The organism is Amycolatopsis eburnea (genome assembly GCF_003937945.1).
Taxonomy (GTDB): Bacteria; Actinomycetota; Actinomycetes; order Mycobacteriales; family Pseudonocardiaceae; genus Amycolatopsis; species Amycolatopsis eburnea.
The window spans coordinates 63634-82934 of record NZ_RSEC01000048.1 but is presented as its reverse complement, the minus strand read 5'-3'; the positions used below and the strand labels follow the sequence as shown (position 1 = coordinate 82934).

The 19301-nt window shown below is 68.6% G+C and carries 14 protein-coding genes and 2 pseudogenes; 4 read left to right on the top strand and 12 right to left on the bottom strand.

Annotated features, from left to right (window positions below; genetic code table 11):
* Nucleotides 1-10: 10 nt before the first annotated feature.
* Nucleotides 11-2501 (bottom strand): annotated as a pseudogene (locus tag EIY87_RS21870) (type IV secretory system conjugative DNA transfer family protein).
* Between the two features lie 102 nt (nucleotides 2502-2603).
* Here EIY87_RS21870 and EIY87_RS21865 point away from each other — a divergent pair.
* Nucleotides 2604-3749: a DUF3644 domain-containing protein gene (locus EIY87_RS21865; protein WP_191984213.1), complete on the top strand. Its 1146-nt coding sequence runs from the start codon at nucleotides 2604-2606 to the stop codon at nucleotides 3747-3749.
* On the opposite strand, the gene EIY87_RS21860 is transcribed toward EIY87_RS21865, so the two are convergent.
* The 5 genes from EIY87_RS21860 to EIY87_RS21840 form a co-directional block, all read right to left on the bottom strand.
* Nucleotides 3722-5548 (bottom strand): VirB4 family type IV secretion system protein, encoded by a 1827-nt coding sequence (locus tag EIY87_RS21860; RefSeq protein WP_225439974.1) that lies wholly within the window; start codon nucleotides 5546-5548, stop codon nucleotides 3722-3724. The genes EIY87_RS21865 and EIY87_RS21860 overlap by 28 nt on opposite strands.
* A 5-nt stretch (nucleotides 5549-5553) precedes the next feature.
* Nucleotides 5554-6600, bottom strand: a complete 1047-nt coding sequence (locus EIY87_RS21855) for a PrgI family protein (protein WP_125311144.1) — start codon at nucleotides 6598-6600, stop codon at nucleotides 5554-5556.
* Between the two features lie 12 nt (nucleotides 6601-6612).
* Nucleotides 6613-8799 (bottom strand): hypothetical protein, encoded by a 2187-nt coding sequence (locus EIY87_RS21850; RefSeq protein WP_225439973.1) that lies wholly within the window; start codon nucleotides 8797-8799, stop codon nucleotides 6613-6615.
* 3 nt (nucleotides 8800-8802) lie between these two features.
* Nucleotides 8803-9126, bottom strand: a complete 324-nt coding sequence (locus EIY87_RS21845) for a pilin (protein ID WP_125311740.1) — start codon at nucleotides 9124-9126, stop codon at nucleotides 8803-8805.
* Nucleotides 9127-9287: 161 nt separating this feature from the next.
* Nucleotides 9288-10172, bottom strand: coding sequence for a sigma-70 family RNA polymerase sigma factor (locus tag EIY87_RS21840; RefSeq protein ID WP_125311142.1), 885 nt, complete (start codon nucleotides 10170-10172; stop codon nucleotides 9288-9290).
* A 628-nt stretch (nucleotides 10173-10800) separates the two neighbouring features.
* Between EIY87_RS21840 and EIY87_RS21835 the strand changes: the two genes are divergently transcribed.
* Entirely contained in the window at nucleotides 10801-11439 is a 639-nt protein-coding gene (locus EIY87_RS21835; protein ID WP_125311140.1) for a hypothetical protein, read from the top strand.
* Between the two features lie 80 nt (nucleotides 11440-11519).
* Nucleotides 11520-12443, top strand: coding sequence for a TRM11 family SAM-dependent methyltransferase (locus EIY87_RS21830; RefSeq protein WP_404800084.1), 924 nt, complete (start codon nucleotides 11520-11522; stop codon nucleotides 12441-12443).
* 222 nt (nucleotides 12444-12665) lie between these two features.
* Here EIY87_RS21830 and EIY87_RS21820 read toward each other — a convergent pair whose 3' ends face one another.
* On the bottom strand, nucleotides 12666-13391 hold the full coding sequence (locus tag EIY87_RS21820; protein ID WP_125311136.1) for a hypothetical protein: 726 nt from the start codon (nucleotides 13389-13391) through the stop codon (nucleotides 12666-12668).
* 194 nt (nucleotides 13392-13585) lie between these two features.
* Here EIY87_RS21820 and EIY87_RS21815 point away from each other — a divergent pair, with 194 nt between their 5' ends.
* Complete coding sequence (locus tag EIY87_RS21815; protein ID WP_125311134.1) at nucleotides 13586-15073, top strand: recombinase family protein; 1488 nt, start codon at nucleotides 13586-13588, stop codon at nucleotides 15071-15073.
* Between the two features lie 93 nt (nucleotides 15074-15166).
* Here the strand turns inward: EIY87_RS21815 and EIY87_RS49260 are convergent.
* From EIY87_RS49260 to EIY87_RS21790, 5 genes and pseudogenes are all read right to left on the bottom strand, one after another.
* Nucleotides 15167-15394 (bottom strand): annotated as a pseudogene (locus EIY87_RS49260) (hypothetical protein); the annotation flags it as partial.
* A 26-nt stretch (nucleotides 15395-15420) separates the two neighbouring features.
* Entirely contained in the window at nucleotides 15421-16104 is a 684-nt protein-coding gene (locus EIY87_RS21805) for a DUF6308 family protein (RefSeq protein WP_125311130.1), read from the bottom strand.
* 59 nt (nucleotides 16105-16163) lie between these two features.
* Nucleotides 16164-16400, bottom strand: a complete 237-nt coding sequence (locus EIY87_RS21800; RefSeq protein WP_125311128.1) for a hypothetical protein — start codon at nucleotides 16398-16400, stop codon at nucleotides 16164-16166.
* A 131-nt stretch (nucleotides 16401-16531) separates the two neighbouring features.
* Entirely contained in the window at nucleotides 16532-18499 is a 1968-nt protein-coding gene (locus tag EIY87_RS21795) for an ATP-binding protein (protein ID WP_125311126.1), read from the bottom strand.
* Nucleotides 18500-18742: 243 nt separating this feature from the next.
* On the bottom strand, nucleotides 18743-19204 hold the full coding sequence (locus EIY87_RS21790) for a hypothetical protein (RefSeq protein WP_191984212.1): 462 nt from the start codon (nucleotides 19202-19204) through the stop codon (nucleotides 18743-18745).
* Nucleotides 19205-19301 lie beyond the last annotated feature (97 nt).

The window sequence follows — 19301 nt, the reverse complement described above, 5'->3', positions numbered from 1 at the left end:
GAACTGGACGTCAGAGCCGGGCGCGACGCGGGTCGGTCTTGCGATCTCGCGTCGGCCGGCTCGGCGGAGCGGTGGCGCCGGCGGGCCTCGACGGCGAAGGCCCGCTTTTGCGGAGGGCAGCGCGGATCTCCTTGGCGCGGCCGGGAACGGCAGGGCGCATCGGGGTGGTGGTCATGGTGAACGGCTCGGTCTCGGCGCCGTGGGCGACGAGCCGGGCGGCGACGTGGTAGACGCCGAGATGGGCGAGGTCGTGTTCGGACAGCCGCGGCGCGGTGTGGCGGGCGAGTTCGCGGGCGTCCTCGGGGGAAGCGTTGAAGAAAATCTTCGACCGGGCATTGGTCGAGATGCCTTCCTTGAGCTCGCGGGGCAGCTGGCCGAGGTGCTGATGCGCGAGCGTCATCGCTAGCCGGAAGCCGCGGGCCTCGGCGAGCATGTCCTCGATCGGGTAGGGCAGGTTGAGGAAGTTGTGGCACTCGTCGATGACCAAAGAGGCGTCCGGCCGTTCGCGCTGGGGGACGCGGGCGCGGCCGGTGGTGGCCTGCCAGGTCCGGGCCACGACCAGGGACCCGACGAGCCGGGTCGTCTCGTCCCCGAGCGAGCCTTTCGGGATCCGGACCAGGCAGATCCCGCCCTCGTTGAGCACCTCGTTCAGGTCGACCGTGGAGCGGCCACCGGCGATGGCGTCTTTGACGAACGGGCGCAGCAGGAAGGCCCGGAGCTTGTTCATCAGCGGGGAGATGACCTGGCTGCGGCTGGAGTCGGTGAGCTCGTCGTACCACTCCCAGAACCCGGCCAGCACCGGGTCGGACAATCCCGCGGTGATCCGTGCTCGGAAGGCTTCGCTGGTCAGCAGCTTGGGCAGGTCGGCGAGGGTGGGCACGCCGTCCTGGGCGCGGAGGGTGAGGCAGGCGGCGCGCATGAGGTCGTCGGTGCGCGGGCCCCAGAACGCGGAGTAGACGCGGCGGAAAATGGAGACGAGGTTGTCGACCTCGCGGTCGGTCTCGCCGCCTTCGAGGGGGTTGAGGCAGGGCGGGCGTTGGCGGGAGTCGGCGTCGAAGAGCACGACCCGGTCCGCGGCCTGGGCTGGTAGTCGGGAGAGGACGTCGGTGACGAGGTCGCCCTTGGGGTCGATGAGCACGACGCCGCGGCCGGCGTCGGCGTCGTCGAGGATCAGGTTGCCCAGCAGCGTCGACTTCCCGGACCCGGTGGCGCCGAGGACGTGCAGGTGGTGGCGGGCGTCGGGCACGCGTAGCCCGATGGGGCGGGCGTGGCCGGTGTCGGCGACGCCGAGCGGTTTGACCTCGGGGCCGGGGACGGCGATGCCCGGTGGCGGGGCGACGGCTTTCGCGCCGGCGCGCTCGATGCCGGGGATCTCGGCGTCGACCGGCAGGTGTGCGATCGCGGCCAGCTCCGGGACGGACATCAGGTCGCCCCGGTCGAGACGGCGAATGCCGAGCATTCGAGCTGGGTGGTGAAGTCGGACTCGGTGGAAGTGGTTGTGCTCGGTGTAGGCGGCGAAGCTCGCGGCGAGCGCGTGAGCGCGCCCACGGGCGGTGTCCCGGGTCCGTCGGACCTCGGCCTCGGTGGCGTCGGCCGGAAGGTGGGTGGTGACGGCGTACCGGACGACGACCTCGTACTGCGAGCCGCGCTGCTTGCCGACGATCGCCCGGTTCTGCGCGGAATACTCCAGCGACAGCTGCGGATCCTGGCTGATTCGCCGGGTGTCACGTGTCCGGCCGGCACGAGTTGCCGACGCGCCCGGCGTGAGGAGGTCGAGCACGCGGCCGCCGAGACGGGCGGAGGTGCCGGCGTGCACCCGCCGGGCGGCACGCCGAGCCCGGCCCACCCGGCGGCCGGTCACTGGCCGGGCAAGGACCTGCACACTCGCGGCGTCCGAGCCCGACCGGCGCGCCGAGCAAGCCGCGGATCGGGTCGGCGTCGAACCCGGTCCGGATCGGCAACGCCTCCGGCCTCGCGAGCCGCAGCTGACCGCCGACGGTGATGGCGCGCAGACCAGCCTTCGGCTCCGGCAACGGCGGGTCGGCCACGACCGCGCGGGTGTGGGCGCCGGGCCAAGCGGCTTCGACCGCCCGCTCGACGAGACCCGGCGGTATCACGCCGGGGACCCACAGCCGCAGGTTGACGCCGTGCTCAGAGAACCGGTACTCCCAGGCAAGGTGCGGCTGTCCGGCAAACCACCGCCGCCAGCCCGGCCGCAGCAGACCGACGAGGTTGGACCACAGCAGGACACCGCCGGCGGGATCGACGGTGGGTGGCGCGAGCACGGTGACGCACCGCGAGTCAGCGAGTAGCGCAGCGTGACAACGCTGCCTCCACCAGCAGCGAATCGCTACGAGCCCGGCGAGCCCTACGGCGAGAAGCGGGATGACGATCGGCGTCCACGCGAGGAGCGGTTCGAGTGCCGCGAGTAACAATCTGCCTTCGGTGCTCGGGTCTCGAACGTAGTCTCCGATCCAGCTGAATGGCACGAAGCGGTTCATGAACACGGTCCTGTCTCGATCCGGTGTTGCCTGAAACAGGCGGAATCAGCTTGACGATCGGGATACAAAAGAGGAGGAAGCTGGAAAGGAGGACGCGCAGCCGTGCTCAAGCAAGAAAGCCGCATCTTGAAGGGGAAGGCTGTCGCTTCGCTGACCTGTGCCGTCGAAGCCTTCAACTCGCCGCACGACCTCGGTCGCGTAACCCGTGTGCTTCTCCATCTGCAGCACGGCTTCGAGATGCTGCTGAAGGCAGCACTCGTCCACACAGGCGAGAAGAACGTCTTTGATCGCGAGAGCGGACGCTCGATCGGCATCGACAAATGCATTCGCCTGTCGACCGGCAACGACATCATCAAGCTCGCCGACGCTGATGCGGGCACGATCCGCGCAATCGATGCCATGCGTGACGACGAGCAGCACTGGTTCAACGTCGTGTCCGAGCAGCTCCTCTACCTGCACGTTCGAGCTGGCGTGACGCTGTTCGACGATCTCCTGCAGCGCGTCTTCTCCGAGAACCTGGCCACACACCTGCCCGCGAGGGTCCTGCCGGTGTCCGTCGACCCCCCGCGCGATCTGGCGATCGTGCTCGACGAGGAGTTCAGCCAGATCAAGGCTTTGCTTCAGCCGGGACGGCGGGCGGGGCACGAAGCGCGCGCACGAATTCGGACGCTGCTGGCGATGGAAGCCCACGTTGAACCGGATACGAGCGTTTCGCACAAGGATGTCGAGCGGGTAGAACGAGGGATTCGAGGCGGTGAAACCCGCGGCGACGTCTTCCCCAAGCTCGAAGAGGTGGCAACGGCGGTTGACGGTGCAGGACTGACACTCACCGTGCACTTCACCAAGAAGCAGGGCGCGCCGGTGCGGTTCGTCACCGATGAAAGTGTGCCGGCTGCGGGAATTCGTGAAGTCGACCTGCTCAAGAAGTACCACCGCTCGCCGACAGCACTGGCCGCGGCGCTGGGCCTCACGCCCGTCCGCAGCACAGCATTGCGTCGGCACCTCGGTCTCGACGAGGATGGCCCGTACAGCCACCTCTTCGAGCTGGGTGCAGTCAAGCAACGCAGGTATTCCGACAACGCATTCACCGCGATGCGGACCGCGATCAACGAGATCGATATGGACGCTATGTGGGAAGCCCACAAGCCAAGCGGACGGGCGAAGGCTCGTACGCGCTGCACCGTTCCAGGCTGCCGTGCAGGTGGACCGTATCCGCCTGGTCATGAGCCGTCGTCCAGTTCGATATAAGCGCTGGAACCAGCCGGTTCAGCGCCGTCATGATCGGCAGCGGCGAAGGATGCGAGTTCAGCCGGGTCCGTGGTGACGAGGATGTTCTCTGTCGGTGACGCGAGCGCCTGGAAGGCGACCCACTCGGTGCCGGAGCCGAGCAGGCCTTGACCGCGGTCGGCGGTGAGCAGGAACTGGCGCTGCCCTTCGGAGAGGTTGAAGGTGGCCGCGATCTGGTCGATCGCCTGCGGGGACTGGCGCAGCAGCACGCTGGTCGCGGAGTTGGCCACGATCGCGCGGCCGAGCTCGCTGCGCAGGAAGTCCTCGATGTCCTGGCTGGCGACGGTGAGCCCGGCCCAGTGCTTGCGGAATGTCTTTGCCATCCGGTGCAGGAACTTCGCCCCCTCCGGGGACTGCATCAGCAGCCACGCCTCGTCGACGACCACCAGCCGCCGGCGCCGGTCGGCCGGGTTGGACACCCGCCGCCAGACCGCGTCGAGGGTCAGCAGGGTGCCGATTGCCTTGAGCTCGTCGGGCAGGTCCCGCATGGAGAACACGACGAGGTGGCCGTCGGGGGTGGTGGTCGTGGGGCCGGAGAACAGGTCGGCGAAGGCGCCGTCGACGAACGGGTGCAGCCGAGCGGCGAGGTCCGCGGCGACGGCATCGCCGGCAGCTGCGAGGACGTCGCGCAGGTCCCGCATCAACGGGGCTGGTCGGGTCCAGGTGCTGGGGTCGGTGGTGATGCCGGCGGTGGCGTAGGTGGTGATGAGGGCGGTGTCGAGGACGGCGCGTTCGCCGGCGGTCAGCTCGGCGCCGAGGCACACGGCGAGCACGGTGTGCAGGAACAGGGCGCGGCGGTTCAGGGCGTCCTGCGGCGCGGTGCGCCGTCCGGTGGCGGTGGTGTGGATGGGCAGGTCGAAGGGGTTGAGCCGGACGCCGCCGGCGCCGAGGTGGACGTAGGCGCCGCCGACCTGGTCGGCGAGGCGGGCGTATTCGTCTTCGGGGTCGATGACGAATGCCTGGATGTCCCTGTACAGGCTGCGCAGGGTTTCGAGTTTGACCATGTAGGACTTGCCGGAGCCGGATCGGCCGAGGACGACAGAGTTGTGGTTGTCGCAGGCGAAGCGGTCCCAGTGGACCAGGCCTTGGGAGCCGACGTTGTAGCCGTAGAGCACGCCACTGGGCGAGGTCGACGTCGGATCCACGGCAGGCAGGTCCGGTGATGTGAAAGGAAACGCCGCGGACGCGGCGGCAGTGTCGAACGTCCGTTTCAGACCGAGGGAGTCCAGCCCGAGCGGCAGCGTGGTGACCCAGCCTTGCAGCGACCGGTAGGTGGCGGGTTTTGCGTCCAGCAGCAGGGACGCGCACAGCGACCGCAGGGCCGACACCTCCTCGGCGAGCGCTTGCTCGTCGGGGGCGTGGATGGTCAGGTAGAGGCCGAACTTGAACAGCCGGCCTTCGCCGCGGGCGATCCGGCGGGAGAGGTCGGCGGCGTCGTCGGCTGCGGCGTCGAGGTCGGGGTCGTCGAGCTGGTCGTGGCGGGCGTGGTGGCGTCGGGAGGACTCGAGGCGAGCGCGCTGTTTCTTCAGGCCGTTGGCGGCGGTGACCGGGTCGACGGGCTGGATGTGGACGGAGACGTCGAGGCGGGCGGGGTAGGTCAGCAGCGGGGCGAGCCAGCCGGGGTAGACCTCCTGCGGGTAGCCGGTGACGCCGAAGGAGGCGACCCATTCGTTGCCGACCTCGAGATGCCGTGCGCCGATCGACAGCGAGTCCGGCGTGAACGTCGCCGCTGCCGAGCCGGGTTGCCGGGTGCGGGTCATCGTGTTCACCGTCCTTCGTAGTCGTCGTAGAGGTCGGTGATAGGGGCGGCGGTCACGATGTCGCCGGCACCGGCCAGCGCGGCCGAGGGCGGGAGGAAGGTGTCGGGATTGCACGCCGCAGCCAGCACTCCGGTCGCGGTCGCGGCGTCCAGCGCGGTGACGACGATCCCGGCCGCGGTCAGTAGCTCGACCGCCTCATTGAGCCGCCGGACAAGACGCTGCTCGGCTGCCTGCCGCGCCGGCCCGTCAGCCGCGGGTGCCGCGGATCGGCGCCGGAGGAGTCCCAGCGTCGAGCTGACGCTGTCGACAACGGCTGGACGCGTCGGTTCGCGGAGAACGAGCAGCACTTGGCGTCGCAGTAAGTCGGCGTGCTGGCCGAGCTGGGCGAGGTAGTCCGCGTGGTCGAGCGCGGCGGCTTCCAGTGCTGGGTGGGGGAGTCCGCGGGCGCGGTCGCGCAGCTGGGCGATCTGCGGGGCGAGGTCGAGTCGTTCGGCGCGCACGAGGAACTGCACGGGCGCGGTCAGCGAGTGCAGGTAGCGCGCGAACGAGCTGACGAGCGCTTCCTGTTCGGCGGGCGTGCGCAGCGAGAAGTTGACCGTCGAGCACGCGGCGATCACGGCGAGACCGTCGTCGCCGAGGTCGACGACGCCGGCATTCACCCCGTCGTCGACCCCGCGTGCGGGCAGCTCCAGCGGCGTCGGCGCCACGTCGTCCTCCTCGGACTCGGCGGCCAGCCAGGCCGGCACCGGCCCGATCCCCTCCGGCGCGGAGACCCGGCGGCGCGGGGCGCAGCGCTGACGGACCGCGGCCACCAGCAGCCGGTCGAGCGGGACTCCGTCCCGGCGGCCGAGCGCGACCACCGTGATTGCGAGCCCGACGGGGACCGCGACGAGCAGGAACAGCGGCAGCGGCAGGACGCTGCGGGTGGCGCCGTAGAGGGCGTAGAGCAGCAGGCCGGTGACGCCGAGGATCGTCAGCTGCCGCGCGGTGAGCGGGCCGAGCACGCGATCGGGGCGGTCGACGTCGGCGGGAATGCGCACAGGACGGGACATGACCTCGCTACCTCACTTCTTCGGACGACGCCGCGGCGGCAGATTCAGCGGCAGGGGCAGCTGGTTCCCGGTGCGCCTGCGCACTGGTGCCGGTGCTGCTGGCGATTCGGGTTTCGGCTGGCGGCGGAGACCGAGGGGGAGCGGGTACTGCCCGGACGCGAGTGACCGGTTCCCGCCGAAGGCATCGGGCGCAGGACGACGGTGGGCGCGGGCCGCACGGTTGATCTGACCGGAGGGCGTGATCAGGCCGGGCCCGGTCTGCGGTACGCGGTTGGTCCTGCCGGGATCGCTGAGCTCGTCGGCGAGGCTGCGTCGCGCGGGCCGCGGTGTTTGCGGCGGGAGGTGGATCGGCAGCATGCCCGCGCTCGGCGCGATCAGCGCGTTCGGCAGCTTCGCCGGCGGGCGCGCGTTGCGGCTGATCCGCCCGTCCGGCGTCAGCAGGCCCGGCTGCCGCGCTGGCCGAGCGGTGGGCGTGGGCGCGGCGAGGTCGTCGGCGAGCGTGCGTCGCGGGGTCCGGTCTGGGTCGCGGCGCACGGTGATCGGCAACCCGAGCTGGTCGGCGGGCAGCGCGTTCGGCAGGTCCTTCAGCGGCAGCGCGCGCGGGTTGGTCCGGACCGTCGAGTCACCGGTGCGCGTCGTGAACAACGACAGCTGACCCGGCCCCGGCGTTCCGTCGAGCGCGCCGACGCGAGGGAGTTCGTCCCACCCTCGGCGCGGGTTTAGGCGCGAGCTGGTGGAGCGGCGCAGTTTCATCGGCAGCATGAACTGTCCGGACCGTGTCGCCGGCGGATCCGGCGGCGCGCTCGGTCCGCTGACGCGAGCCCGTGAGGTGGCGCGGCCGGCTGCTGCGCCGGAGAGCAGGCCCATCGTCTTGTAGGCGATGACGCCGCGCGCGATCCGGCCGAGCAGGGAGGGGCGGCCGGAGCGGAGCGGGGCGAGGAACCAGAACGGGATTTTGATGAGCACGTACATCAGCGCGATGCACAGCAGCAGGTTCATCAGCGACGACAGCGACGGCCCGAAGATGGTGAACCCGCCGGGTGCGAAGAACACCCGCACGGTGACCACGAGCGTCAACGATTGACCGACCTGGATGAGCAGCACGCCGCCGGAGCCTTTCCACCAGAGGTAGGCGATGCCTTCGGTGTGGGGGAGGGCGTGGAACATCAGCGCGATCGGCGCGGCGGCGACCAGCAGGATCGTCACCGTCACCCGCACGACGAAGACCACCAGCAGGACCAGCAGCATGGCCACCACGACCAGCCCGAGGATCCCGAGGAAGATGCCGCCGCCGTGCAGGGAGCCCTGCACCATCGTGATCAAGCTGCGCGTCATCTGCGCCTGATCGGCACCTTCGCCGAGCACGGCGGCCGAGAGCGCGTTGGCGACCTGGATTCCCTTGGTCATCAAGAACAGCGACAGCGTCCCGGCGAGAAAACCCACGACGAGTCGCGGAGCGAGTTCCTTGACGGTGTAGCGGGCCTGCAGCGTCTGGTAGCCCATGATGATCAGCCCGGCCAGCAGCACGAGGATCACGTAGGCGGTGAGCAGGATGTGCCACGAGCCGACCCACACGGCGCCGAGGCCGGGCAGCTGATCCGGCTCCGGGGTGGTGAGCAGCGTCTTGCCGAGCAGGTCCAGCAGCGGGTTCATCCCCGCGGCGACGACCGCGGCGAGCAGTGCGCTGGCGGCGACGACCATGCAGCCGGTGAGGTCGGTCAGGCCGCATTCCGCGGCGTCGCCGCCGGCGCCGTCCGGCACCGAGGCCGACGGTGGCGTGCTCGGCACGAGCGTGGACGGCTGCGGGATGCAGTTCGGGCCCTGACACGGCGAGCTGGTGGCCGGCGCGCAGCTGGGATCCAATGAGCCCGGGAAGCACGACGGCGGAGTAGGCAGCGCGGTGATCGGCGGCACTGGGCTCGCCGGAATCGACGGGGCCGAGCTCGTGCTCGGAAGATGGCAGGCCGGTTCCGCAGAACCTGGCTCGCACCCCGGGTTGGGCGGCAGCGGCAACGGCGGCTGTGCCGAAGCGAGCTGGTCGGCGCCGGTGTGTCGTGGGCCGGCGGCGGCTGCGGACGCGACGCCGCCGAGCACGGCCACGAGTAATGCTGCCAAGGCGACGAGCCAGAACGAGCGGCGGCGACGCGACCGAACTGCGTGTCCCGGTGTGACCATGCGGCGTGAGGTGCGGGCGGGCATCGTCTACACCCCGCCGACGATCGTCTTGAGGATCTCGACGACGAGCGGCGCGAGGGCGGCGAGACCAAACCCGATCCCGGCGGCCTTGAACGCGCCCTTCGCCTTTTCAATCTCGCCGGGGTCGTTGGACGCCATCAGGTAGCGGAGCCCGCCGATGGTCAGGAACACGAGCGCGACGCCGGCGAGAATGCCCATGATCCACGAGCGGATATTCGACAGGACCTGATCGACGGACTGGGCGAGCGCGACGTACTGCACGGTCTCCGCGTGCGCCGCGGAACCCCCGAGCAGCAGCGCGGCGATGGCCAGCGTGCAGCCGAGAACGATGACCGGGCGACGAGGCGATCGCGCCGGAGAGATCGGAGCTATCGGCACAGAATCGAGCTGGCGGTAGCCCGTCGTGTGAGCTGAAACTCGGACTGTCGCGGGGTGGTTGTGCCGGTTCGGTGGCCGGCGGGTGGGTGTGCGGTGACCGGGGCGGTGGGTGATCAGTCGCATGAGGACGCCTCCTGAACGGCGCCCGGTTCCGACGTGGACCGGGATGGGCGAGGGCGGGCGGGCACTCGCGTCCCGCGGTCACCAACTCCGGATTTCGGCGGCCGGGGAGACACCGGACGCCGCGTCTTCTCGGGGCCGCGGGCGACAGTGCGCCGCCTCTTCGGACGCGTTGCCGCGTCGCTGTCGCTCAGGGCGCTCAGGTATGCGGCGAGCTTGCGTTCGGCGCGGTGCCGGGCCTGCTGCGTCGCCTTGTATGTCTGGCCGCGGGCCTGCGCCGCCTCGGCCAGCGACAGCTCGCCGAAACGCGTGTCGCCGATCAGCGCGGCGTCGGTGGCGGTCAGGACACCGGCGTCGACGGCGGTGAGCAGAACGAAATCGGGGTGTCCGCCGGCGTGCTCCGGCCCGGGCGCGCGTGCGCCGGGGTCGGCGACCGGGGCCGCGGCGTCGAGCGCCTCCCGCAGGGCGCGGTGGCCGGCGCGGTAGGCGGCCCAACGCAGCCGGACGAGGATGGCCGGCCGGGTGAGGTCGACGTCGACCAAGGCTTCGAGGAAGCCGGTCAGCACCGCGGCGTGGATGTCGTGGACCTCGCCGCGGAACCGGTTGGTCAGCGTGGCCGCGACTGGTATCAGCACCGGCAGTGCCAGCCCGACGCACGCGACCGTCCACGTGCCACCCTCAGCACGCGACCTCGTCACGAGTGCTGTCCACACCGCGTCCCGGGTCTGCTGTGGACATCCTTTCGTGACGGTCAGCCGTCCGACTTCGTCCAGCGGTACCAGCCGTGGCGGTAGCCCGGAGATTTGGCGGCCGTCGAGGGCGACCGGGTGTGGTCCGGTGACCAGCCAGGCGAAGGCGGTGCGGGCGGTGTCGAACACGCCGGGCTCGCCACGCGGACGCGTCGTCGGACTGGTTGCGGGGTGTTTTGGTGACGAGGGCTGGTGCATGGCGGCACTCCTGAGCGAGCGGAAGGTGACGTCGTCAGGAAGCCCGCCGGGGCGCCTCAAAACCGCTTCAAGCCCAGGTCAGAGGCGTGACAATGTCGCTTTAAAGCCGTTTCACGCCTGCACCGCGATCTCGAAATCGCAGAAGCGGTCTGGCAGCCGACCAGCTCGGACTTCGCTCGCGAAGGTTCGGCCGCCGGACGGAAGACGCGGACTCGGCGTGATGGTGTCTCTTGCGGACCTCGTTGCCGGAGTTAGTCGGCGACCGCGCAGAAAGCCACCCGACTCGATCGGTCGGTGGCCCGCCCTGGAGGTTCCGCTTGTGACTCGACGCCCGCCGTCTTCGGCCAACCGGCCGTCCCATCGAGACGACTCGACCCGCCCGCAACGCACCCGGCCCGTCAACGGCATCCCGTACCCGGGCGCTCCGGATCCCGTCGGCTCGAGCGCTCGCACTCGCCGCTCCCCGAAGCGATCGGCCACCAGCCGCGAACTCGCGCCGATTCCGCCGACGGTGTGGACAGCCGGGCCCTACCCGATCGACCCGGCAGCCGCCTGGCCGGTGCAGATCATCGAAACCATCACGACCAGCTTCTCGGCACCCGGCGCTCAGGTCCTGCTCGCACCATGGCCGACCGCTGAGGAGGCCCCGAGCCGCGCCACCGGCGCTGGCGAACTGGACGCAGCGCTCGACGCTATGCACACGCTTGGGCGCCACCCGGCGATCACGAAGCTCGAACTGCTGACCGCAATCGAGGTGCCCATCAGCGGCGAGGCGGCGTCGGCGTGGTTGCCGGCCGACGACCGAGTCGACTTGGTCATCACGTCGCTACCGCCGGAACGCGGAACTGACGGCTCGGTCGAGGCGGTGGCAATAGCAGCAGCGCGGGCGCTCGCGTTCGGCGGCATCCTCGCGGTCTATACCCACAGCGACTGGTCGAGCGGCCGCCTCACCGACCCGTCAGGCCCGATGATCGCCGCCGCGCAAAACGCCGACCTGCTCTACCTCCAGCACATCGTCACCCTCCACACTCCGATCCGGAACGGTCGCCTACAGACGCCGACCGCGACGGATCGAACTGCCCTCGCGCTCGGCGGCCGAGAACTCGCCGCGCCGATGACGCACGCGCGGGCGCACGGCGACGTCCTCGTCTTCGCACAGGCCCACGCCGACGCCGCGCAGCCGGAAGACCTCCGATGACCAGCCGACCGAAAGGCACGGGCACCGCCATGACCACCACACCGCCGAACATCACGTCGTCAACGGCCAATGAGCCGACCATGCCGCTGTCCCGGGCGTTCATCGACGCCCTCGACACCACCCCGCCCGCCGACGCGCCGACGGACTTCGGTGAGCTGCCGGTGTCGGTGTGGGCGACCGCGCAGACCTCGCCGGCCGCGCAGCGCAAAGGCCGGTACGTGCCGGAGTCGACCGCCCACCCGGCCAAGATGCTGCCTGCCGTCGCCGCGCACGCCATCGAGCACTACACGAAGCCGGGCGAGGTGGTGCTGGACCCGATGTGCGGAATCGGCACCACGCTGGTCGAGGCGATCGACCTCGGCCGTCGCGCTGTCGGCGTCGAGTATGAGCCGCACTGGGCAAGCATCGCCCGCGCGAACCTGCGCCTCGCTCGCAAGCGCGGTCACGACCACGACGGCCAGGTCGTCCGCGGCGACGCCCGCCAGCTTGAGACTCTGCTGCCCGCCGAGTACGCCGGCCAGGTCGCGCTGGTGGTGACGTCACCGCCGTACGGTCCGTCGGTGCACGGCCAGGTCTCGACTGGCAGCGAAACGGAGGACGGCAAAGTCCGCAAGCACCACTACCGCTACGGCAACGCACTCGACCGCGGCAACCTCGCCAACATCGGCCACCACCGCCTGCTGGCCGGATTCACCCGCATCCTCACCGCGTGCGCGCGCGTCCTGCGCCCAGGTGGCTACGTCGCTATCACGGTCCGGCCGTGGCGCGAGCACGCCGAGCTGATCGACCTGCCCTCCCAGGTCATCTCCTGCGGTGTCGCAGCCGGGTTGGTGCCAGTTGAGCGGTGCGTCGCACTGTTAGCCCGGGTTGCGGAGAACGAGTTGGTCGCGCGCGGCAGCTTCTTCCAACGCGACTTCATCCGCAAACAGCGCGACGCCGGGCTGCCGCTCCACTTGATCACGCACGAAGACGTGATCGTCCTCCAGGCGACCGGCCCGGCGTAGCTCCGCCGCTCGCCGGTCTCGTACCTACTGACGAAGGACTGTGGCTCGTCCAGCCGCTCGGCGGCCTGTACGTGCGTCGACCCAGCGTCCAGGCGCAGCTCCAGACATCACTCGCTCTACGGAGCAACTGTCGATGACATCGACGCTGTTGAGGACCCGGCTTGGCTGACCCGGGTATGGCCAGCTCAGTTCCGGTTAGAAGAACTGATCGGGAGGAGCGAACTAGGAATCCAGCATCGGAAGCACGGGATCCAGCGATGCCTCGGGCCACTCCTGCGGTGCCGGGCCGAACGCGCGCCTGGCGGCCCGGACGGACAAAGCGGCCATGGTGGCGTTGGCACCGCCGCCGATCGCCGCGCCGATACCGAACGGGACCACCCGGCCGAGTACTATGATCCCGTGCTTAGCGCCGTACTTGGTGACAAAGTTCTTGCCGAGGACCTTGTTGACCTTGAGCAGCGTGGCCGCAGGCACTTTGTCGACGAGCTGACGGGCCCAGTGCTTACCGGTGCGCTCGGCGATTTTGCCGATAGTTGTGGAACCGGACTCGCCGAGCAGAATCCCCATGACGAGCGTGCGGCGGCGTTCGATCTCGTCCGGCTGGACTCCATGGACCTCGGCGAGGGAGAGCACGAACAGGGTGCTCAGTTCGAGCGAGGAGAAGAACTCGCCCGCCGACAACGCCAGCGCGATCCCGGTGCCGACAGCAGGCGCGGCCGCGGTGGCCCCGACTGCGGCCCCCGTTGATGCCAGGGCGCTGACGTACATCTTCTCCAGGGTGCGGACGACCTCCGCCGGTGTCGCCTCTGGGTTGCGCTGGCGCGCCCGCACGATGTTCTTGCCGACCAGCGGTGCCTGCGCGCCGATGGCCTTGTCCAGCAGGCTGAGTATCGGCTGGCCTCGTCCGACCGACGCCGGGACCGGTCTTTCGAGGGCGTCAGAGACCACGTCGCGCTCCTTGATTCGTCGCGTTTCGCCCAGTTTCGCACCTGGGCGGCCACGACCGTTCGCAGAGGTGCCCTCCGCGTGACGGCCACTCGTCGGAGTGAACATCGCGTCTGCGTCGTTCCCGCGGGGCGACACTGATCATCTGAGGCCGGCGGCGAGCGCGAGTCAGACTGCCGCGCGGATCGGAGGCGGCCGTGACCAGCAGCGTTGAGCACGATCCGTGGGCTGCCCTGGACGCGTTGTGGAGCAAGGGAGCGGTGAAGCCAGTTGATGCGACCGTGGATGCCACTGCGTTCTACGGCCGATGCTCCACGGAGGACAACCAGGATCCGCAGACCTCGCGAGGCTGGCAGCTGGGCAACGCCCGGCGGTTCATCGAACCGCGGGGCGGAAGGATCGTTGCTGAGTACTTCGACGTCGGCGAGTCCCGCTCGGTGCCGTGGCACCTGCGGCCGGCCGCCGCGCAGCTCCTACTTGACCTCAAAGACCGTGGCCGCGGGTGGGCAGCTGTGGTGGTCGGCGAAGGGACACGGTGCTGGTTCGGCAACCAGTTCTCTCTGACCGCGCCGAGACTGGCGGCCTACGGCGTTGACCTGTGGGTGCCCGAGCTGGGTGGGCGGTACGAGGCACGGAACCCATCGCACGCGATGCTGATGAGTCTGCTCGGCGGGATGAGCGAGTCCGAGCGTCGGCACGTCCAGCTGCGGGTACGCGCGGCGATGGACGCACAGGTCCGCAACGAAGGCCGGCATCAGGGCGGCCGCGCCCCCTACGGCTACGTCGTCGTCGACGGCGGCCCGCACCCGCATCCGCGCAAAGCCGCCGAAGGGCTCCGGCTCCGGGTACTGCAGCTCGACCCGGACGCAGCGGCGGTAGTGGCGCGAGTCTTCGCTGAATACCTGGAGAGCTGCACGGACCGCGAGATCGCGATAGCCCTGAACCGCGACGGGATCCCGTGTCCATCTGCTCGGTGTCCGGTACAGAACCGACACCGACGGGGCGACGGTTGGCAGGCCAGCACCGTTCGCGCAATCCTCGAGAACCCCCGCTACACCGGCTACGCCGTGTTCGGCCGCTGGACCAAGCACGATGTCCTGCTCGATCCCGATGACGTGGCCGCCGGCCATGCCGTTCGATTCCGGCGAGCCGATCCAGGCGATGTCGTGCGCTCGGAGCGACCCGCACACCCAGGCATCGTCTCGGTAGCAGACTTCACCCAAGTTCAACTGCTGCGCCGCGCCAAGGCTCGCGGCGGCAGCATGATCGAACGCGCCGCGCGCCGTACGGTGCACCAGTATCGCTTCCGGGGGCTGATCCGCTGCGCGCTCTGTGGCCGCAAAATGGGGGGTTCCGTCAACGGCGGTCGCATTTACTATCGCTGCCTCGCTCGGACGCTGCCGACCCGAGCGAGGCTGGCCGACCATCCAGCCACGGTCTACCTCCGTGAGGATGCCGTCTTGCAGCGGGTTGATCAGTGGATTGCGACGAACCAGCTGGCTGGCCTACCACGCGCAGGGCAACGCGAGGGCACCGCGGGGACAGCCGACGTGTACTGTGCTCTCGGGCTTGCCCTTCGGTTCGAGCCCATCTCGGCAACGCTGACGGCGACCGTTAGTTCGCAGCACGCAGCTCGGAAGGCGCCGGTTGCTGAAACTCGGCGTGCGTGGACGAACGTCCACTGAAGCCGTCTGGCTCTGGTCTCGGGAGCTCTCGCCACTCGCCGTGGCGTACTTCTGCTGGATGCCGAACTGCTGGATCTGGACCAGATCGACGCTATTCATGAGGAGGTCGTGCTGGTACTTGCCGAACTGCGATTTCGCCCAGTCAGCGTAGGCGCGGCGGATCGAGGCGTTGCTGTAGTCGCGGTAGACCAGCTCGAGCGCGGCGTACGGCACCGGATTGGCCTGGTCAGGGAGGCTGTTGGCGGCGCCGATCGCCAAGTTCTCGAAGTCGATGAAGATGGCAACCTGTTCGGCGTTGCCAGGCCCGGTGGCAGCGGTCATGTCCGCGCTCCGTTCGTCGAAGGCGGCTAGGTCGTGCGTCCGGTCGCGTGCATCCAGAGGACGACGTCGACGCAGCGCAGCAAGCTGATGTCCTGGATGCCGCCGGCATGGTCGCGCAGCTTGGCGATGGCCTCGGCTCGTCGTGAGTCGGCCTGGAACCAGGTCCACAGGCAAGCCCAGACGCTTCCGGGCGCCTCGAGTACGGCTTTGACCTGGCTGTCGTAGACCGGCAGCAGACAGGGGCGCTTCCGAGCCAGCAGCTTGTTGGCCGTGACCCACCGGTCCTTGCCGCCGCAGCGCTTGAACAGCCACCACAACCTGCTGGTTGGCGAACCGGGCGCGTACGTGGTCCAGGGCGCCTCGTACATCGCGAGGTTGGCAGGAATCTGCTCGAGCAGTTCGGTGATCTCGGCCGTGTAGGTGATCGTCGTGTCGATGGCGACGTTCGCTAGGTCCGTGATACCTAGGAAGTTGAGCGCCAGGACGTCGGCTTCGGTAACGGTGTCGGCGATGCCCGGCCGGTCGCCGCCGCCGGCGAACCGTTCGAACCAGCGGCCCGTGTAGCGAGGCCGGGCGGCGTCCTCGTTGAAGTACCGCGTGAGCGCGTCGACCGCAGCTGTCCGGCCGTTACCAAGCACGTGAAGGTCCAGCAGCTCGTGCTGGGACGCGTAGTTACTAGCAACGGGCAATTCGCTGGCATCGACCCGCACGGCACCCCTTCCCTCAGCGTCAGTGCCTGGACCTGACGTCGCTTCGGAAGTTGACCGTGTTACGTGTTCCCGCCTGCCACTGCGATCACCGGAGACGCGGGTCGAGGGAGTCCCGCCTCGGCTGGAAGGTGGCGAGATCGCCTCGCCGCGAAGCCGGAGCCAACCGCAGCGAGCGTGAAGACGGCTCCCAGCACCGACGCCCAGCCGGCGTCCATCGAGATGGCCAGGTAGACCTGCATTCCGGCGACGACGGCGTACGTCACGGTGAGTGCCCGCCATGTGGCCTTGAGTTGCATCAGGCACCTTCCAGTTGCGGCGATACAGGTAAGTCGCCAAGAACGGCGGGGCGGTTACGTGGGTCGTCCGTCCTTCGGCGCCGTCTGGTTGCCAGCACCGTCGCCCGCCGCGAGGAATCGGTAGCAGCCTGTTATGCGCCCTCGCTTCCAGACAGAAGATCGAGTGGGATCACGTCACCATGTTGGCGACGGAGGTAATCCAGCGCGTGTTCGAGCGATGGGTCGTGATCCAGGCCGTTCCTGAAGTACGACAAGCGGTGCTTTGCATCCTCAATGATCTCATTCCAAGTTCGCACCCACACCCGAACCGAGGTATCACGTCGATCGGGCAGATCGGGCTCGTGAACGAGGCCGCGGGGACGATGTCGTTGCGATGTTTCCTGCTGTACATCGTCGTCCATCTCGGCGGTTACCAACCAAAAGTCCCAGACCGCTGCCGTGTTCGCGAAGCGCGCGTCCTGGTATACCGCCTTGGCATAGTCCTTGATCTGCTTAAGCTCAGCCCAGGTTGCAACGATGTCAGGCGCCTTCAGCTCGATAACTAGGTGCCGGTTGCGGTCGTGCTCGGTTGCCGCGGCCGACAAGAGCAGATCCACTCGGCCGACCTTGCCGTCGAGCTTGCGCACGGCCGTCTTGTTGTCCCGGGTGCGACCGAGGATATGTAGGTGCCGATCAAGCACTGCGGTCAACGACCGTTCGCTGATCATCATGTTGTACTGCTCGCCGAAGACCCAGAGCTCCCGCTCGAGCATGCGGTGGAGGTGCTCACGCTCACGGGTCAGCTTGCTGGCTTCCGGATCGAACACCAGGTGCTCGAGCGCTGCGATGAAGTCCAAGCGGTCCGTGACGCTGGCTGATGCGCGGATCACCCGAGACAGGCTTGTGCGCTCCAATAGCCGGTCGAGCTGCTCGCGTTCGTCGTTCGGGAGCCCAAGGATCTCGTCCAGCGCTCGTGTTAGTTCGCCTGGCCGGTGCTGCAGAGAGTCACGGAGCAGGCCGAGGGTGAGTTTCTGTTTACGCGCCTCGCGCGGGATGTGCCGGCGAATCGCCGTGGCCACGACGTCGAACGCGGCACGTTCGGCCTTGTCGACGTCGGAAGTGGCATCACCCTCGTAGGGGTAGGTCTGCTTCTCTTTCCACTCGACGACGAGCTTTCGGCGTTGGGCCGCCCGACGAGCCTCGAAGTGATCATCAAGTTGGCCTCGCGCAGCTGCCAGGAGGGCGCCGACCAGCGTTTCGTCGCTGTCCCCCAGGAGCCACTCGTGCCGGTGTTCGGCCATCGGCGGCCACATGACGTACGCCGAGTAGGTGAAGTCGGACGCGATCGACATAGGCAGTTCGTCTACCGGGACACCGGCGCCGTCGCACAGGTGGAGTGACCGCTCCTTGCCGTCGCGCCACTCGATGATTCGCATCGACGCGGCGTGGGGCGCGCCGCCGTGCTCGAAGCTCAGTTCGTACTCAGCCTCGTTATCGATGTTGTCTTGCGGCCGCACCGGGATGCCGTCAAAGGTAACTGCGACATCCTGATGGGCGATCAGGTAGGGAGCCAGAGCCGCGGCGATGGTAGCGGGCACAACTTCGGCGGATAGCTGGTTGAGGTACGACGACTGCTTGCCAGATGCCTCGAACCGGGTGCCGGTCGGCTCGCTCGTGGGCAGGGGGTCCGAAAGATCGAATGTGCTCCGATCGGTATAGCTGGCGGAGATCACGCTCTGCATGCGCTGACCTGCAGTGTTATCCGCGGCAGTGATCCAGCGCACTTGCGCTCCAAGCGCGAAGGCTCGGAGCCTGCCCTGGCCAGAGGCGCCGTGAAGCGGTCGTCCCTCTCCTTGAGATCGCCGCGCCAGTGGCTTCCACGAGCCGCCGATGCGTCCAAAGTCCCGAGCACACTCCTCGGGCTTGATGCCATGCCCATCGTCCTCCACGACGACGCCGATCACGGCCTCCATGTCGTCGCGCTGGAGAGTGACGTTGACGTGGTGCGCGTCGGCATCCAGGCCGTTCCAGATCAACTCGAGCACGGCCTTGACTGGCTGGCTCTCGTATGCGAGCTGCCGTACATGATCGGAAGCTGCCTCAAGCTGGATCGTGCTCACTCTTGAAGGATCTCACGGACCGAGCCTGATCGAAATCCGCAAGAGGCAGCATCAGGCGCCTACCGCCCAGCTGGTGCCCTTGGTGTGAGGTGTGAGGTGGGACGTGGGATGAGGACCCTCTTTAGCGCCGACCACGTCCAACATATTGCAGGTTCCCCTGGATTAGTGGAAGACAATTGCTCATGCAATGACCCATGGGAACGACGCCCAGCTCTCGGACACCGCTTGGATGCGCTGTCGCAGCTACTTTATGCGGTTCCAAAGCGTGTGATTCTTGAGGGCGACGAGGACTCGCTTCTCGAGCGACCGTGCGGCAGTGCCATCGGACGTCACTGTCCAGCAGATGTGCAGGTCAGCACGCTCGAACGCGAGTATGCCCCAGCGTGCTGCGCGCCGTGCGCAGCCCTGCTCGGCCTCCTTGAGCCGGTCGCGTAGCCATGCAGGATCAGCGAGCGCCCGGTCGAAGACTGCTTCGCCGAGTCCGCTGGCCAGTGCCTTGCCGCGAGCGTAGATGGTCATACGTCCGCGAATGCCCTGACCGCGCCGCTCGCCGGCCATACCGACGTAGACGAGTTCTCCTGCGACACCTTCCCGCGCCAGATAGACCCCTGGAAGGCGAGGTGCAGTCTCGCGCGCCGACGTAAATGGCACCCACGGCGACCAGGTCGCGAATTCCTCGATGACATCGAGTGCAGGCATCGTCATATGGACCGTCTTTCGTGGAGACGCGTGTTGACGCTGTCCGACGTGTTGAGCGGGCACCTCGGGAACTTCTGCCGAACGTAGCGCTCAGAAGGCGCAA

Excerpts from the sequence above, each read along its gene's own strand:
- EIY87_RS21855 (WP_125311144.1), bottom strand. The coding sequence starts at position 6,600 with ATGTCCCGTCCTGTGCGCATTCCCGCCGACGTCGACCGCCCCGATCGC.
- EIY87_RS21830 (WP_404800084.1), top strand. The coding sequence starts at position 11,520 with ATGCCGCTGTCCCGGGCGTTCATCGACGCCCTCGACACCACCCCGCCC.
- EIY87_RS21790 (WP_191984212.1), bottom strand. The coding sequence starts at position 19,204 with ATGACGATGCCTGCACTCGATGTCATCGAGGAATTCGCGACCTGGTCG.
- EIY87_RS21800 (WP_125311128.1), bottom strand. The coding sequence starts at position 16,400 with ATGCAACTCAAGGCCACATGGCGGGCACTCACCGTGACGTACGCCGTC.
- EIY87_RS21860 (WP_225439974.1), bottom strand. The coding sequence starts at position 5,548 with ATGACCCGCACCCGGCAACCCGGCTCGGCAGCGGCGACGTTCACGCCG.
- EIY87_RS21850 (WP_225439973.1), bottom strand. The coding sequence starts at position 8,799 with ATGCCCGCCCGCACCTCACGCCGCATGGTCACACCGGGACACGCAGTT.